Source organism: Pseudomonas sp. PDM17 (assembly GCF_014851985.1).
GTDB lineage: Bacteria > Pseudomonadota > Gammaproteobacteria > Pseudomonadales > Pseudomonadaceae > Pseudomonas.
The window spans coordinates 832,774-849,054 of record NZ_JACVAT010000004.1; the positions used below are offsets into that span (position 1 = coordinate 832,774).

A 16,281-nucleotide genomic window follows, 5' to 3' on the forward strand; every position below is an offset into this window, starting at 1 on the left:
GCCTTGCCTGACCAGCCGGCCCTGATAAGAGAGACGCCAAGATGAGCCCAGCCGAACTTCACGCCGACAGCATCGTCATCGATGGCCTGATCATCGCCAAATGGAACCGCGAGCTGTTCGAGGACATGCGCAAGGGCGGCCTGACCGCCGCCAACTGCACCGTGTCGGTGTGGGAAGGATTCCAGGCGACGGTGAACAACATCGTCTCCAGCAGCAAGCTGATCCGCGACAACAGCGACCTGGTACTGCAGGTGCGTAGCACCGCCGACATCCGCAAGGCCAAGGAGCAGGGCAAGACCGGCATCCTCTTCGGCTTCCAGAACGCCCACGCGTTCGAGGACCAGCTGGGCTACGTCGAGGTGTTCAAGCAGTTGGGCGTGGGCATCGTGCAGATGTGCTACAACACCCAGAATCTGGTCGGCACCGGCTGCTACGAGCGCGACGGCGGCCTCTCCGGCTTCGGCCGCGAGATCGTCGCGGAGATGAACCGCGTCGGCATCATGTGTGACCTGTCCCACGTCGGCTCCAAGACCTCCGAGGAAGTCATCCTCGAGTCGAAGAAGCCCGTCACCTACTCCCACTGCCTGCCGTCCGGCCTCAAAGAGCACCCGCGCAACAAGTCCGACGCCGAGCTGAAGTTCATCGCCGACCACGGCGGATTCGTCGGCGTGACCATGTTCGCGCCCTTCCTCGCCAAGGGCATCGACTCGACCATCGATGACTACGCCGAAGCCATCGAGTACGTGATGAACATCGTCGGCGAGGACGCCATCGGTATCGGCACCGACTTCACCCAGGGCCACGGCCAGGACTTCTTCGAGTGGCTGACCCACGACAAGGGTTACGCCCGCCGCCTCACCAACTTCGGGAAGATCGTCAACCCGCTGGGCATCCGCACCGTGGGTGAATTCCCCAACCTCACCGAAACCCTGCTCAAGCGCGGCATGCCCGAGCGCGTGGTGCGCAAGGTCATGGGCGAGAACTGGGTGCGCATCCTCGGCGAAGTCTGGGGCGAGTAATCCGCTTTTCCCCTCTCCCTCCGGGAGAGGGCCGGGGTGAGGGCTGTCGCGCTCACCCGTAGAACCCCTCACCCCAACCCTCTCCCCCAGGGAGAGGGAGCCAAAAGAATTGGAGCGAAACCTCATGGCCAAACACGCCCCCGAACTGCCCATCGAAGTCGACAGCGAAACCGGCGTCTGGACCTCCGACGCCCTGCCGATGCTCTACGTACCGCGGCATTTCTTCGTCAACAACCACATGGGCATCGAGGAAGAGCTGGGCGCCGAGCGCTACGCGCAAATCCTCTACAAGGCCGGCTACAAGTCCGCCTGGCACTGGTGCGAGAAAGAAGCCGAGTGCCACGGCCTGGTCGGCGTGGAGGTCTTCGAGCACTACATGAAGCGCCTGTCCCAGCGCGGTTGGGGCCTGTTTCAGATCGAGCAGATCGACCTCGACAAGGGCACTGCCCAGGTACGCCTGAAGCATTCGGCCTTCGTCTACGTCTACGGCAAGGTCAACCGCAAGGTCGACTACATGTTCACCGGCTGGTTCGCCGGCGCCATGGACCAGATTCTCCAGGCACGCGGTAGCGAGCTGCGCACCGCGGCCGAGCAGGTCTACAGCGGCGCCGAGGAAGGCCATGACGACGGTCTGTTCGTCGTCAAACCCCTCTGATCCACGACTTCGGCACCGGCGGCCCGTGGGCCGCCACCACAACAAGAAACCTCTGATCCCGTGAGGATGCCGCAATGGCTTTCGAGGCAATGTTCCAGCCGATCCAGATCGGCAAGCTGACCATCCGCAACCGCGTGCTCTCCACCGCCCACGCCGAGGTCTACGCCACCGACGGCGGCATGACCACCGAGCGCTACGTGAAGTATTACGAGGAGAAGGCCAAGGGCGGCATCGGCCTGGCCATCTGCGGCGGTTCCTCCGTGGTCGCCATCGACAGCCCGCAGGAATGGTGGAGCTCGGTGAACCTCTCCACCGACCGCATCATCCCGCACTTCCAGAACCTGGCCGACGCCATGCACAAGCATGGGGCCAAGATCATGATCCAGATTACCCACATGGGCCGCCGCTCGCGCTGGGACGGCTTCAACTGGCCGACCCTGATGTCGCCCTCGGGTATCCGCGAACCGGTGCACCGCGCCACCTGCAAGACCATCGAGCCGGAAGAGATCTGGCGGGTGATCGGCAACTACGCCCAAGCGGCACGCCGGGCGAAGGAAGGCGGCCTGGACGGCGTCGAGCTGTCCGCCGTGCACCAGCACATGATCGACCAGTTCTGGAGCCCGCGTGTCAACAAGCGGACCGACGAGTGGGGCGGCACCTTCGAGGGCCGCATGAAGTTCGGCCTGGAAGTGCTCAAGGCCGTACGCCGGGAAGTCGGTGACGACTTCTGCGTCGGCATGCGCATCTGCGGTGACGAGTTCCACCCGGACGGCCTCACCCACGACGACATGAAGCAGATCGCCAAGTACTACAGCGACACCGGGATGATCGACTTCATCGGCGTGGTCGGCTCGGGCTGCGACACCCACAACACCCTGGCCAACGTCATCCCGAACATGACCTACCCGCCAGAGCCCTTCCTGCACCTGGCTGCCGGCATCAAGGAAGTGGTCAATGTGCCGGTGCTGCACGCGCAGAACATCAAGGACCCGAACCAGGCCACGCGCATCCTTGAGGGCGGCTACGTGGACATGGTCGGCATGACCCGCGCGCACATCGCCGACCCGCACCTGATCGCCAAGATCAAGATGGGCCAGATCGACCAGATCAAGCAGTGCGTCGGCGCCAACTACTGCATCGACCGCCAGTACCAGGGCCTGGACGTGCTGTGCATCCAGAACGCCGCCACCTCCCGCGAATACATGGGCGTACCGCACATCATCGAGAAGACCACCGGCGTGAAACGCAAGGTGGTGGTCGTTGGTGGCGGCCCGGCCGGCATGGAAGCGGCGCGCGTCGCCGCCGAGCGCGGTCACGAGGTCACCCTGTTCGAGAAGAAGGACCAACTGGGCGGGCAGATCACTACGGCCTCGAAAGCCCCGCAGCGCGACCAGATCGCCGGCATCACCCGCTGGTACCAGCTGGAACTGGCGCGCCTGAATGTCGACCTGCGCCTGGGCACCGGCGCGGACGCCGACACCATCATGGACCTGCGCCCCGACGTGGTGGTGCTGGCCAACGGTGGCCATCCCTTCCTCGAGCAGAACGAACACTGGGGCGCTGCCGAAGGGCTGGTGGTCAGCAGCTGGGACGTGCTCGACGGCAAGGTGGCGCCGGGCAAGAACGTGCTGGTCTACGACACTATCTGCGAATTCAGCGGCATGTCGGTGGCGGACTTCCTCGCCGACAAGGGCGCCCAGGTCGAGATCGTCACCGACGACATCAAGCCGGGCGTGGCCATCGGCGGCACCACCTTCCCGACCTACTACCGCAGCATGTACCCCAAGGAAGTGATCATGACCGGGGACCTGATGCTGGAGAAGGTCTACCGCGAGGGCGACAAGCTGGTGGCGGTGCTGGAGAACGAATACACCGGCGCCAAAGAGGAGCGGGTGGTCGACCAGATCGTCGTGGAGAACGGCGTACGTCCGGACGAGAGCCTGTACTACGCGCTCAAGCAGGGTTCGCGCAACAAGGGCCAGATCGACGTCGAGGCGCTGTTCGCGATCAAGCCGCAGCCGTGCCTCAGCGAGGCTGGCGATGGCTACCTGCTGTTCCGCATCGGCGACTGCGTGGCCCAGCGCAACACCCATGCCGCGATCTATGACGCGCTGCGTCTGTGCAAGGACTTCTGATACAGGCCCGGTAAGGATCTCCGGCTGGCTCGGATAGCCCCCTCTCCCGCTTGCGGGAGAGGGCGGGGGGAGAAGGTGTTTCAGGCCATGCGCAGTGCCGGCTCGAACACCCTCTCCCTAACCCTCTCCCTGAAGGGAGAGGGGACTGGTCCGGAGTCCCCATTTCGGTCCCTGCGAGGAGACCCATGACAATGCTCAACATCATCCTCCCTATCCTGCTCTTCAGCGCCCTCGGCCTCGCCGTGCTGGGCGCCGTGAAGCGCTTTACGATGTGGCGCCGCGGCCGGCCCGCCCAGGTCGACTGGATCGGCGGCCTGCTGAAGATGCCGCGCCGCTACCTGGTGGACCTGCACCACGTGGTCGAGCGCGACAAGTACATGTCGAAGACCCACGTGGCCACTGCCGGTGGTTTCGTCGCCGCCGCGCTGCTGGCCATCCTCGTGCACGGCTTCGGCCTGCACAGCCGCATCCTCGGCTTCGCCCTGCTGGCCGCCACCGCGCTGATGTTCTGCGGCGCGCTGTTCGTTGCCAAGCGCCGCCTCGATCCGCCGTCGCGGCTGTCGAAAGGCCCGTGGATGCGCCTGCCGAAAAGCCTGCTGATGTTCTCGGCGAGCTTCTTCATCGCCACTCTGCCGGTGGCCGGCATTCTGCCGGAAGGTTTCGGTGGCTGGTTCCTCGCTGCCATCCTCGCCGTCGGTGTGGCCTGGGGCGTGTCCGAGCTGTTCTTCGGCATGACCTGGGGCGGGCCGATGAAGCATGCCTTCGCCGGCGCCCTGCACCTGGCCTGGCACCGCCGTTCCGAGCGCTTCGGCGGCGGTCGTTCCACCGGCCTCAAGCCGCTGAACCTGGAAGACCCCATGGCGCCGCTGGGCGTCGAGAAGCCCACCGACTTCACCTGGAACCAGTTGCTCGGCTTCGACGCCTGCGTGCAGTGCGGCAAGTGCGAGGCCATGTGCCCGGCCTTCGCTGCCGGCCAGCCGCTGAACCCGAAGAAGCTCATCCAGGACATGGTGATCGGCCTGGCTGGCGGCAGCGACGCCAACTTCGCCGGCTCCCCGTATCCGGGAAAACCGCTGGGCGAACACCGCGGCGGCCCGCACCAGCCCATCGTCGAGCTGGACGGCAAGGCGCTGGTGGATGCCGAGACCCTGTGGTCCTGCACTACCTGCCGCGCCTGCGTCGAGGAGTGCCCGATGATGATCGAGCACGTCGACGCCATCGTCGATATGCGCCGCCACCTCACCCTGGAAAAGGGCGCGACCCCGAACAAGGGCGCCGAGGTGCTGGAAAATCTGATCGCCACCGACAACCCCGGCGGCTTCGCCCCCGGTGGCCGGCTGAACTGGGCGGCGGACCTGAACCTGCCGCTGCTGGCCGACAAGCAGCAGGCCGACGTGCTGTTCTGGGTCGGCGACGGTGCCTTCGACATGCGCAACCAGCGCACCCTGCGGTCCTTCGTGAAGATCCTCAAGGCCGCCAATGTCGACTTCGCCGTACTCGGCCTGGAAGAGCGCGACAGTGGCGACGTGGCCCGCCGCCTGGGTGACGAAGCCACCTTCCAGGCCCTGGCCAGACGCAACATCGCCACCCTGTCCAAGTACCGCTTCAAGCGCATCGTCAGCTGCGACCCGCACAGCTTCCACGTGCTGAAGAACGAATACGGCGCGCTGGGCGGCGACTACCAGGTGCTGCACCACACCACCTTCATCGACGAGCTGGTACAGAAGGGCGCGCTGAACCTCGGCCAGAGCAAGGCCGCCAGCGTGACTTACCACGACCCCTGCTACCTCGGGCGCTACAACGGCGAGTACGAAGCGCCACGCGCTGTGCTCAAGGCCATCGGCATCGAGGTCAAAGAAATGCAACGCTCCGGCTTCCGCTCGCGCTGCTGCGGCGGCGGCGGCGGCGCGCCGATCACCGACATCCCCGGCAAGCAGCGGATTCCCGACATGCGCATGGCCGACATCAAAGAGACTGGTGCCGAACTGGTGGCCGTGGGCTGCCCGCAATGCACCGCGATGCTCGAGGGCGTGGTCGCGCCCCGCCCGGAGATCAAGGACATCGCCGAACTGGTTGCCGAGGTCCTCATCGAGGCCACCGAGGTGCCGGCAAAAAAGCCTTCGCTGGCGCGCCGTGAAGAAACGGCGGAGGTGCACTGATGAACTCGCCGGAAGCCTTCGTAGGGCGGATAAAGCCAACGGCTTTATCCGCCGTCTCGACGTCATCGGCGGATAACGCTGCGCGTTATTCGCCCTACACCTGCCTGGAGCATCGAGCATGAGCGACATCATCCGCCGCGACCCGCGCGCCGAGTGGATCGCCCGCAACCGCCTGCATCCGCTGCACGCGGCCATGCAATCGGCCCTGGGCGGTGAGAGCCGCTGGATGGGCCCCGACGGTGTGGTACGCAAGAACCCCCATGCGGTCGGCTTCATCGGCCCCAATGGCGTCAAACGCATCGACCGCTCCGGTGGCCAGCAGGGCACCGGCGGCAAGCGCGGCAGTGCTCCTGAAGTGGTGCAGCTGCCGCTGGTGATTCTTGAAGAGCCGGCGTTCCTGATTGCCGTGGTACCGGACATGGTCGGCGGCCGCCTTTCCAGTCACGACCGCGACCTGCTGGGCCTGGCCCGCAAGCTCGCCGGCAGCGATGGCGCGGTGCTGGCTGTGGTGTTTGGCGAGCACAAGGAAAGTGCCTTCGATACCGCCGGCGTCGACCGCCTGCTGATGATCGAAGGCAACGAGTACGACGGCTACGCCCCGGAACAACGGGTGCTGGCGCTGCGCTCAGCCAATAGCCAGTTCGCTCCGCGCCACTGGTTGCTCCCCGACAGCCGCAGCGGTGGCGGCGAACTGGGCCGCCGCTTCGCCGCGAGCCTGGGCGAACGCCCGGCGACCCGCGTCTGGCAGGCCGAAGGCGAGCGCTGCGTCGGCCGTGCCGGTGCCGGTCAGCAGGACCTGCACCGCGAGCTGCCGCGCCTGATCCTGGCCGCTGCCGAGTGTGCCGAGCCGGTCAGCGAGACCCGCCACGAAGCCCGAGCCGTGGAACTGGACTCCAGCGTCGCGCGCAACATCCCGCGTATCGAAGACCTCGGCCCGGTGGCCGTGGACCCGGCGCAGATTCCCATGGCCGAGGCGGAGTTCATCCTCTCCGGCGGCAATGGCGTGAAGGACTGGGACCTGTTCCACCGCGCTGCTGTCGCTCTCGGCGCCACCGAGGGGGCTTCCCGCGTGGCGGTGGACGACGGCCACATGCCGCGCGCTCGCCAGGTCGGCGCCACCGGCACCTGGGTGACTGCGCGGGTCTATCTCGCCGTCGGCATTTCCGGGGCGATCCAGCACCTGCAGGGCATCGGCTCCTGCGACAAGGTGGTGGCGATCAACATGGACCCGGGCTGCGACATGATCAAACGCGCCGACCTCTCGGTGATCGGCGATTCCACGGCGATCCTCAAGGCGCTGATGGCCCTGGCCGAAGCCCATCGCAATGGAGCGGCGCGCGATGCGGCCTGACGCCTCCGGCATCCTCGCAGGGCGCATAAAGCCACAGGCTTTATCCGCCACCATCGTCACAACGGCGGATAACGCTGCGCGTTATTCGCCCTACGTCGAGATTGCAGCATGAACGACCTGAATATCGTCGCCCTGGTTTCCATCGGCGCCCACCCGGCCTCCGGTCGTGCGCGCCGTGCCGACCAGGATGCCCGCGCGGTGGAGCTGGGCATGAGCCTTGCCGGCAAGCGCCTGCGGGTGGTGCATGCCGGCGACGCCGGGGAGGAAGCGCTGCGCGGCTACCTCGGCATGGGCCTGGACGAGCTGGCGGTGCTGGAGCAACCCGCAGGCGCCGACGCCCTGCCGGCGCTGGCGGCTTACCTCGGCGACAGCGATGCGCAACTGGTACTCACCGGCACCCAGGCGGAAACCGGCGAAGGCTCGGGCATGCTGCCGTTCCTGCTGGCTGAGCGGCTGGGCTGGCCGCTGGTGGTCGGCCTGGCGGAAGTGGAGAAGGTCGAAGGCGGCAGCGCTCAGGTGCTGCAGGCCTTGCCCCGTGGCCAGCGCCGCCGGCTGAAGGTTCGCCTGCCCTTCGTCGCCAGCGTCGACAATGCCGCGCCGGTGGCTCGCCAGAGTGCCTTCGGCCCGGCCCGCCGCGGCTACCTGGAAGCCCACGAGGTGGAAGTGCTGGACGACCCGCTGCTCGCCGAAGGCAATCTGCAACCGGCGCGCCCGCGTCCCAAGCGGCTGAAGGTGATCAAGGCGAAGACCGGCGCCGAGCGTATGAAGGCCGCCACCGCCAAGGCTTCCGGCGGCACCGGGCAGGTGCTCAAGGACGTCACGGCTGAAGCGGGCGCCGAGGCGATCTTCAAGTTGCTCCGCGAAGAGGGTGTGATCCGCGTCTGATACCGCGCTCCCTTTAGGAGCGCCCCATGGGCGCGATGGCGGGCATGGCTCTCTCCTGCAGATGTCCGCGCCAGCGAACCTTGCGGGCGATTTCCCGGTCGAAATCACGCTGGCGGCCGGAAATCATTGAAATGACACGAGAATTATCTCGTAAGCTATTGAATTGACAGTATACGGCTTGTCAGAAGATTCCCGTTTCTGCTGGCCCCGCCGCGCCCCTTTCTTTATCCTCCGCACCCTTTGAAAGGCTTTGCGGAGGCTCCCATGCTTGATTCCACCCTCGAACAACTTGAACAGCTGGTCGCCGAACTGCTGCAGCAGAACGAAGTGCTGGTGCAGGACAACGCCGCTGTGCGTGAAGAGCTGCTCAAGGCCCGTGAGGAAAACGACAGCCTGCAGCTGTCCCTGATGGAGCAGGAAGAGAAGCACAACGCCACGGCCACCCGCCTGCAGGCGCTGATCCGCCGCGTCAGCGACAGCCGCGCCCACGCATGAGTGGCGACGGCGTCCGCGTCCTGCGCATCCTCGGACGCGAATACAGCGTCCGGGCGCCGGCCGGTGAAGAGCGCCGGCTGCAGGACGCGGCCGCGCTGTTGCAGGCGGAGATCACCGCCAGCAAGAAGAAATTCCCCTACGTCACCAGCAATGAGCTGATGGTGCTTTCCGCGCTCAACCTCTGTGCCCGTCAGCTCGGCGCGCAGGACGGGGAGTGCGACGAGGCGGACGCCGTGGAGCGTATCACCGCCCTCAACCGACGGATTCTCGATCACCTGCAACGGCAGGAGTGATTCCCGCCGGGCCTTCTCGCTCCTATAGGCACTGCCCCTGAGACGCGCCCTCTTGTCACGGGTGAGTCCGTGCCTGCGCCATTCCCTCACCCCAGCCCTCTCCCGGAGGGAGAGGGAGCCGATTGTGCCGGCTGACGCCTTGGTTTCATCCTGCACCGAACGGTCCCCTCTCCCCCTGGGAGAGGGTTAGGGTGAGGGCCGACCCGAGCGCAGAGCTATCCGTCCGCAATGCTTTTCGTCTTGCCCGAAACGCAGGCAAAAAAAAGGGGACACCGGGGTAAGCGGTGTCCCTTCTAAAGGAGAGTGGGCCAAGAGGCCCCTCAACCGGTGAGACGTGGCGCTTCGGACAAGTCCGCCGCGCCGGGCATAAAAGAAGGGAGTGGGGGTAACCAATCCCTGAAAGGTGAGGAAGGAGTACTCCCCCTCAACCGGTGAGACGTGCCCGGCTCGCACCGGGCGGGTGATCAGGCGCGCAGCGGAATCAGGCGCGGGGCGATCATGTTTTCCGGCAGCAGGATGTCGGCCAGGGTGGCTTCGTCCAGCAGCTGTTCCTCGCGAACCAGTTCCAGTACGCCGCGGCCGGTTTCCAGCGCGATCTTGGCGATGCGGGTGGAGTTCTCGTAGCCGATGTACGGGTTCAGCGCGGTGACCAGGCCGATGCTGTGCTCCACCAGTTGGTGGCAGCGCTCGACGTTGGCGGTGATGCCGGTGATGCAATGCTCGCGCAGCATGTCCATGGCGCGCTGGAGCAGGCGGATCGAGTCGAAGATCTTGTAGGCGATCAGCGGCTCCATCACGTTCAGCTGCAGCTGGCCGCCTTCGGCAGCGATGGTCAGCGCCAGGTCGTTGCCCATGATTTCGAAGGCGCACATGTTCACCGCCTCCGGGATCACCGGGTTGACCTTGCCCGGCATGATCGAGCTGCCCGGCTGACGCGGCGGCAGGTTGATCTCGTTGATGCCGGTGCGCGGGCCGCTGGACAGCAGGCGCAGGTCGTTGCAGATCTTCGACAGCTTGACCGCGGTGCGCTTGAGCATGCCGGAGAACAGCACGAAGGCGCCCATGTCGGAGGTGGCTTCGATCAGGTCGGCGGCCGGGACGACCGGGTGGCCGCTGATTTCAGCCAGGCGCTCGACGGCCAGCTTCTGGTAGCCGGGGTCGGCGTTGATGCCGGTGCCGATCGCGGTGCCGCCGAGGTTCACTTCGGTCAGCAGCTCCGGCGCCAGGCGACGCAGGCGGTCGAGATCTTCGCTCAGGGTGGTGGCGAAGGCGTGGAATTCCTGGCCGAGGGTCATCGGCACCGCGTCCTGCAGCTGGGTACGGCCCATCTTCAGTACGCTGGCGAACTCGACGCCCTTGGCGGCGAAGGCCTGGATCAGGCTGTCGAGGCTGGCCAGCAGGGTGTCGTGGCCGAGCAGCAGGCCCAGGCGGATGGCGGTCGGGTACGCGTCGTTGGTCGACTGCGCCATGTTCACGTCGTTGTTCGGGTGCAGGTGCTTGTACTCACCCTTGGTGTGGCCCATGGCTTCGAGCGCGATGTTCGCGATGACTTCGTTCGCGTTCATGTTGGTCGAGGTGCCGGCGCCACCCTGGATCATGTCCACCACGAACTGGTCGTGGAAATCGCCACGGATCAGACGGGCACAGGCTTCGCTGATGGCGGCGTGCTTGTCTGCCGGCAGGTGGCCGAGCTTGTGGTTGGCATCGGCTGCCGCCTGCTTGACCATCGCCAGGGCGACGACCAGTTTCGGGTAGTGCGACAGCGGCACGCCCGAGAGGCGGAAGTTGTTCACAGCGCGCAGGGTCTGAATGCCGAAGTAGGCGTCAGAAGGTACTTCGAGGGTGCCGAGGAGGTCTTTCTCGATGCGGAACGATGCAACAGGGGACATGACAGAGATTGTCTCAAAGGAACACGGCCAGTGCCGCGATGCCCGGTAGACTAGGGATTTCGCCTTTCGTCGGCCAATGCTGTTAAAGGCTGCCTCATGCACGAACGGCATAATGTACCCTGTGACGAATTGATGACGGCGAGCGTGTGACTGTGCTACGCGCGCCCGGCTCCTGACCAATCGATCAGCGTGTGACAGCGTTGGAGTTGACGTGAACCTCGAGACCAAATGGCTGGAAGATTTCAGCACCCTGGCCACCACCCGCAGTTTTTCCCAGGCCGCTGAAAAGCGCTTCGTGACGCAGCCGGCCTTCAGCCGGCGCATCCGCAGCCTGGAGGACGCCCTCGGCCTGACCCTGGTGAACCGCCAGCGCACGCCCATCGAGCTGACCGAGGCCGGTCAGCTGTTCCTGGTCACCGCCCGCGCGGTGGTCGAGCAGCTCGGCCAGGTGGTGCGCCACCTGCATCATCTGGAAGGCGGGCAGGGCGAGGTGCTGCAGTTCGCCGCCGCGCACTCCCTGGCGCTGGGCTTCTTCCCGGCGTGGATCGCGCGCCTGCGCTCCGAGGGCCTGAACATCGCCAGCCGCCTGGTGGCGACCAACGTCGGCGAGGCGGTGCACCTGCTGCGTGAAGGCGGCTGCGATCTGATGATGGCCTTCTACGACCCGGACGCCGCGCTGCAGATGGACCCGGAAGTCTTCCCCTCGCTGCACCTGGGGCGCACCGAGATGCTGCCGGTTTGCGCGGTGAACTCCGCCGGCGTGCCGCTCTACGACCTGGACAGCGGGCAGAGCGTGCCGCTGCTGGCGTACAGCGCCGGCGCCTTCCTCGGGCGCGGGGTGAACCTGCTGCTGCGCCAGCGCAACCTGCGCTACACCACTGTCTATGAAACGGCGATGGCCGACAGCCTGAAGAGCATGGCGCTCCAGGGCATGGGCGTGGCCTGGGTGCCGCGCCTGAGCATGGAGTCGGAGCTGGCGCGCGGCGAGCTGGCGCTGTGCGGCGGTCCGCACTGGATCGTCCCGCAGGAAATCCGCCTGTACCGCTGCGCGCTGGTGCGCAAGGCGCAGATTCGCCTGCTCTGGCGCAAGCTGGAAGGCGGCCTGGGGCTTGACGAGACGCCTTGATCCGCAGGACTGAGGCGGACGACCGGGACTGTTCCGTTTATTTGATAAGCATTATCATTTGCGGCTTTCCAGGGTCTTCCCCTCGCGCCGGCTTCGGTGCGAACCGCTGGCGAGCTTCCATCCCCGATGCCCCATTCCGACCGCCCGGCCGACTCCCGTGCCGCGGACGCCCCGGCGCCCGCCGAGGCGATGCCGCGCGAGGATTTCCTGCAGGTATTCCTGTCCCAGCGCCCGCGCATGGAGGCGCTGGTGCAGCGTCGCGTCGGTTGCCGCGCCACGGCGGCGGACCTGGTGCAGGACCTGTTCCTGCGCTTCTGGAAGCGTCCTCAGGCGCCGGTGGAAGAACTCGGCAGCTACCTGCTGCGCAGTGCGCGCAACCTCGCCATCGACCATCTGCGCGGCGAGGACTCGCGCGGTCGCACCCTGAGCGCGCTGCTGCCCGATGACGACGATGCCCAGCCTTCGCCCGAACAGGCGGTGCAGGCCGGTGCCGACCTGGACCTCATAGAAGACGCCCTGCGCCAGTTGCCCGAGCGCACCCGCCACATTTTCCTGCTCAGCCGCGTACACGGCCGCACCTACGGCGAGATCGCCACGGCCATGGGGCTTTCCCAGAGCGCGGTGGAAAAACATATGATGCGCGCCCTCGATGCCTGCAAGGCGAGCCTGTTGCCCGCCGCGCCGGCCAATCGCCGTGGAGCCGCCGACCGATGAAGCCCGAAATCGCCACCTCGCCCGAGGACGCCCAGCGTCAGGCGCGCCAGTGGCTGCTGCGTTTGCAGGATCGCGGCGGCGAAGCCTGGCTGGGTGCTTTCCAGGCCTGGCTGGCGGCTGATCCCCGGCACGCCAGCGCCTATGCCGAAGTCGATGCGCTGTGGCAGGCCAGTGCCGCACCGGCGCAACGGCTGGCGGTGGAGGAGGATGCTGCCCTGAACGCCTATCTGGCGCAGATGGATCGTCCCGCCATCCGCCGCGCGCAACCCAATCACCGACGCTGGGGCTATCCCCTGGCCAGCGCCGCCTGCCTGCTGCTGATGCTCTGGACCGGTGGCTGGTGGTCGCCGGGCAACTGGCTCACCGACCTCTCCGCCGACTACGTCAGCGCGCCGGGCGAAGTGCGCGAGATCACCCTGGATGACGGCTCGCGCCTGACCCTGGATGCCGACAGCGCCGTTGCCGTCTCCCTGGATGGCGAGCAACGCCGCGTCGAGCTGTTGCGCGGCGCCGCCTCCTTTGCCGTGAAGCACCTGCCCAAGCCCTTCGTGGTGCGTGCGGGCGAAAGCGAAGCGCGGGTGCTGGGCACCGAATTCGAAGTCCGTCGCCTGGGCGAGCAGACCCGTGTCACCGTCGCCGAAGGCCGCGTCTCGGTGCGTGGCAGCCGCGCGGTGGGCGTGCCGGAAGTGGTGCTCGGCGCGGGCGAACGCGTCGGTATCGACGGCACGAAACTGGGCGACGCGCAGCCCGCCGACGCCCAGGCCGCGCTGGCCTGGCGACAGGGCTGGCTGACCTTCTACCGCGCGCCGTTGGGCGAGGTGCTGGAGCGCCTGGGTACCTACTATCCGGGGCGCATCGTGCTGCTCGATAACGAACTGGCGCAGCGTCGGGTCAGCGGCAGTTTCCGCAGCGCCGCCCCACAGGCTGCGCTGGATTCGCTGCAGGCGGTGGTGGGCTTCCGCCAGCAGCCGCTGCTCGGGCGTTTCGTGCTGATTCGCTGAGCGCGGAAAATATTTTCGAAAAAGGGATGAGGTACCGAGGCGGCTGCTCCGTGTAGTGGTCATGAATGCGATTTATTCGCATGTGAAGTCGACCTTTCGAGCAAGTGAGCCCCCGATGACCCCGCTGCGCCGCGCTGTCCCCGAACTGTCCCTGAAACCGCTCGCCGCCTTCGTGCTCGGCACCGCCCTGGTCGCCGCGCAGGCGCCGGCCGCGTTGGCGGATGAAGTCGCCGCCAGCTCCGCGCTACTGGCGAAACATGGGTTCGCCATCACCGCCCAGCCGCTGCCCCAGGCGCTCAGCGAGTTCAGCCGGGTGACCGGCCTGAGCGTGGTCTACACCGATGAAACGCCGTACGACCTCAAGGCCCCGGCAGTCTCTGGCCAGCTCAGCGCCAACGACGCGCTGAACCGCCTGCTCGCTGGTTCCGGCTACCGCTTCCGCGCCCTCGACGGTCATACCCTGACCCTGGAGCGCCTGCCCGCCGATCCCCTGAGCCTGACCGACACCACCGTCACCGGCCAGGCCGCCGCCACCAGCTACCAGCCGGAGCCGGTGGCTTCCATCGGCCGCAGCGACACGCCGGTGCTGGAGACTCCGCAGAGCATCGTCACCGTCCCGGCGCAGGCGCTGCGCGACCAGAAGCCGCGCAACCTCGACGACGCGCTGGGCAACATCAGCGGCGTGACCCAGGCCAATACCCTCGGCGGCACCCAGGATGCGGTAATGAAGCGCGGCTTCGGCGACAACCGCGACGGCTCGATCATGCGTGATGGACTGCCCTCGGTGCTGGGCCGCAACCTCACCGCCACCGCCGATCACGTCGAGGTGCTCAAGGGCCCGGCCTCCGTGCTCTACGGCATCCAGGACCCGGGCGGCGTGGTCAACGTGGTGAGCAAGAAGCCGCAGTTGCAGCAGTACAACGCCGTCACCTTGCGTGGCTCGACCTTCGCCCACGGCAAGCAGGGCAGTGGCGCGCAGATCGACAGCACCGGCGCGCTGGGTGAAAGCAGCCTGGCCTACCGGCTGATCGTCGATCACCAGGACGAGAACTACTGGCGCAATTTCGGCCAGCAGCGCGAGACCCTCGTCGCGCCGTCGCTGGCCTGGTTCGGCGAGTACACCACGGTCAACCTCAGCTACGAGCACCGCGAGTTCAAGACGCCGTTCGACCGTGGCACCGCCATCGATCCACGCACCAACAGGCCGCTGGACATCCCACGCACCCGCCGGCTGGACGAGCCGTTCAACATCACCGAAGGACGCTCCGACCTGAGCCGCCTGGATATCGAACACCGTCTCGACGATGCCTGGAAGGCGCACTTCGCCTACGGCTGGACCCGCGAGACCTACGACGACAACCAGGCGCGGGTGACCAAGGTGAACAGCAACGGCACCGTGACCCGCCGCGTCGACGGCACCCACGGCGCGGTGAGCAGCGACAGCTTCGCCACCGCCAGCCTGAACGGCGATCTGCAGCTGGGCGGCTTTCGCCACGAGCTGGTGGTCGGCATCGACAGCGAGAAGCGCAAGATCTACCGCGCCGACCTGATCCGCGACACCAAGAACACCACGCTGAGCTACCTCGACCCGGTCTACGGGCAGATTTCTCCCGCTACCAGCGTCAGCGCCAATGACAGCGACCAGACCGACAAGCTGCGCAGCGACTCACTGTTCCTGCAGGATTCCTGGCACCTGGACGACCACTGGATTCTGGTCGCCGGCGGGCGCTACCAGATGTACGACCAGTACGCCGGGCGCGGCCGGCCGTTCAAGGCCAACACCGACATCAGCGGGCAGAAGTGGGTGCCGCGCGCGGGTGTGGTCTACAAGATCAACGACGAGGTCTCGCTGTATGGCAGCTACACCCAGTCGTTCAAGCCCAACTCCACCATTGCGCCGCTCTCCACCGGCGAGGTGATCGACTCGGCGATCCAGCCTGAGGAGGCTTCGTCCTGGGAAATCGGCGGCAAGCTCGACATTCCCGGCCGCGTCACCGCGAACCTGGCGTTCTTCGATATCCGCAAGCGCAACGTGATGGTCACCCAGCTCGACGCCAACGGCGACAGCCGCGTCAGCACCGCCGGCAAGGTGCGCTCCTATGGCGCCGAGCTGGATGTGACCGGCCAACTGAGCGAAAGCTGGAGCCTGCTCGGCAGCTACGCCTGGCTGGACGCGGAAGTGACCGATGACCCTGAGCTGGAAGGCAACCGCCTGCAGAACGTGGCGAAGGAAACCGCCTCGCTGACGGCGGTGTACGACGCCGGCTCGCTGCTCGGCGGCGACGATCTGCGTCTTGGGGGCGGCGCGCGCTATGTGGGCAAGCGCGCGGGCGACCCGTCCAACTCCTTCGAGCTGCCGTCCTACACCGTGGCCGATGCTTTCGCCAGCTACGACACCAAGCTGGGCGGGCATAACGTCGGCTTCCAGTTCAACGTGAAGAACCTGTTCGACCGCACCTACTACCCGTCGGCGGCAAACAACCTCTACGTGGCCATCGGCGAACCGCGGCAGTTCGAATTCTCGACCACCGTGGAGTTCTGATCCGGAAGACGCGTTCG

Annotated in this window: 13 protein-coding genes; 12 read left to right on the top strand and 1 reads right to left on the bottom strand. The window is 66.5% G+C overall.

What is annotated here, in order from left to right; translation table 11 throughout:
- Positions 1–41: 41 nt before the first annotated feature.
- The 8 genes from IB256_RS18100 (at position 42) to IB256_RS18135 (ending at position 8,992) form a co-directional block, all read left to right on the top strand.
- The gene (locus IB256_RS18100) at positions 42–1,019 is read left to right on the top strand and encodes a dipeptidase (RefSeq protein ID WP_192294638.1); all 978 of its coding nucleotides are present in this window, start codon (positions 42–44) and stop codon (positions 1,017–1,019) included.
- Between the two features lie 124 nt (positions 1,020–1,143).
- Positions 1,144–1,674 (top strand): DUF5943 domain-containing protein, encoded by a 531-nt coding sequence (locus IB256_RS18105; RefSeq protein ID WP_192294640.1) that lies wholly within the window; start codon positions 1,144–1,146, stop codon positions 1,672–1,674.
- Positions 1,675–1,748: 74 nt separating this feature from the next.
- Positions 1,749–3,809, top strand: a complete 2,061-nt coding sequence (gene dgcA, locus IB256_RS18110; protein ID WP_192403523.1) for a dimethylglycine demethylation protein DgcA — start codon at positions 1,749–1,751, stop codon at positions 3,807–3,809.
- Positions 3,810–4,000: 191 nt separating this feature from the next.
- Entirely contained in the window at positions 4,001–5,968 is a 1,968-nt protein-coding gene (gene dgcB, locus IB256_RS18115) for a dimethylglycine demethylation protein DgcB (RefSeq protein ID WP_192294704.1), read from the top strand.
- Between the two features lie 118 nt (positions 5,969–6,086).
- Complete coding sequence (locus IB256_RS18120; RefSeq protein WP_192294644.1) at positions 6,087–7,319, top strand: electron transfer flavoprotein subunit alpha/FixB family protein; 1,233 nt, start codon at positions 6,087–6,089, stop codon at positions 7,317–7,319.
- 108 nt (positions 7,320–7,427) lie between these two features.
- Positions 7,428–8,204 (top strand): electron transfer flavoprotein subunit beta, encoded by a 777-nt coding sequence (locus tag IB256_RS18125; RefSeq protein ID WP_138213641.1) that lies wholly within the window; start codon positions 7,428–7,430, stop codon positions 8,202–8,204.
- Positions 8,205–8,468: 264 nt separating this feature from the next.
- The gene (locus IB256_RS18130) at positions 8,469–8,699 is read left to right on the top strand and encodes a hypothetical protein (RefSeq protein WP_138213642.1); all 231 of its coding nucleotides are present in this window, start codon (positions 8,469–8,471) and stop codon (positions 8,697–8,699) included.
- The gene (locus IB256_RS18135; RefSeq protein ID WP_192403532.1) at positions 8,696–8,992 is read left to right on the top strand and encodes a cell division protein ZapA; all 297 of its coding nucleotides are present in this window, start codon (positions 8,696–8,698) and stop codon (positions 8,990–8,992) included. Before IB256_RS18130 ends, IB256_RS18135 begins: the two co-directional genes overlap by 4 nt.
- Positions 8,993–9,456: 464 nt before the next feature.
- Here the strand turns inward: IB256_RS18135 and aspA are convergent, their stop codons facing one another.
- Positions 9,457–10,881, bottom strand: a complete 1,425-nt coding sequence (aspA, locus tag IB256_RS18140) for an aspartate ammonia-lyase (RefSeq protein WP_192294646.1) — start codon at positions 10,879–10,881, stop codon at positions 9,457–9,459.
- Between the two features lie 211 nt (positions 10,882–11,092).
- On the opposite strand from aspA, the gene IB256_RS18145 reads away from it, so the two are divergent.
- The 4 genes from IB256_RS18145 (at position 11,093) to IB256_RS18160 (ending at position 16,264) form a co-directional block, all read left to right on the top strand.
- Positions 11,093–12,007, top strand: coding sequence for a LysR substrate-binding domain-containing protein (locus IB256_RS18145; protein ID WP_184597678.1), 915 nt, complete (start codon positions 11,093–11,095; stop codon positions 12,005–12,007).
- 126 nt (positions 12,008–12,133) lie between these two features.
- The gene (locus IB256_RS18150) at positions 12,134–12,721 is read left to right on the top strand and encodes a sigma-70 family RNA polymerase sigma factor (protein WP_192294648.1); all 588 of its coding nucleotides are present in this window, start codon (positions 12,134–12,136) and stop codon (positions 12,719–12,721) included.
- Positions 12,718–13,722, top strand: a complete 1,005-nt coding sequence (locus tag IB256_RS18155; protein WP_192403534.1) for a FecR family protein — start codon at positions 12,718–12,720, stop codon at positions 13,720–13,722. Before IB256_RS18150 ends, IB256_RS18155 begins: the two co-directional genes overlap by 4 nt.
- A gap of 115 nt (positions 13,723–13,837) precedes the next feature.
- The gene (locus IB256_RS18160) at positions 13,838–16,264 is read left to right on the top strand and encodes a TonB-dependent siderophore receptor (protein ID WP_192403536.1); all 2,427 of its coding nucleotides are present in this window, start codon (positions 13,838–13,840) and stop codon (positions 16,262–16,264) included.
- Positions 16,265–16,281 lie beyond the last annotated feature (17 nt).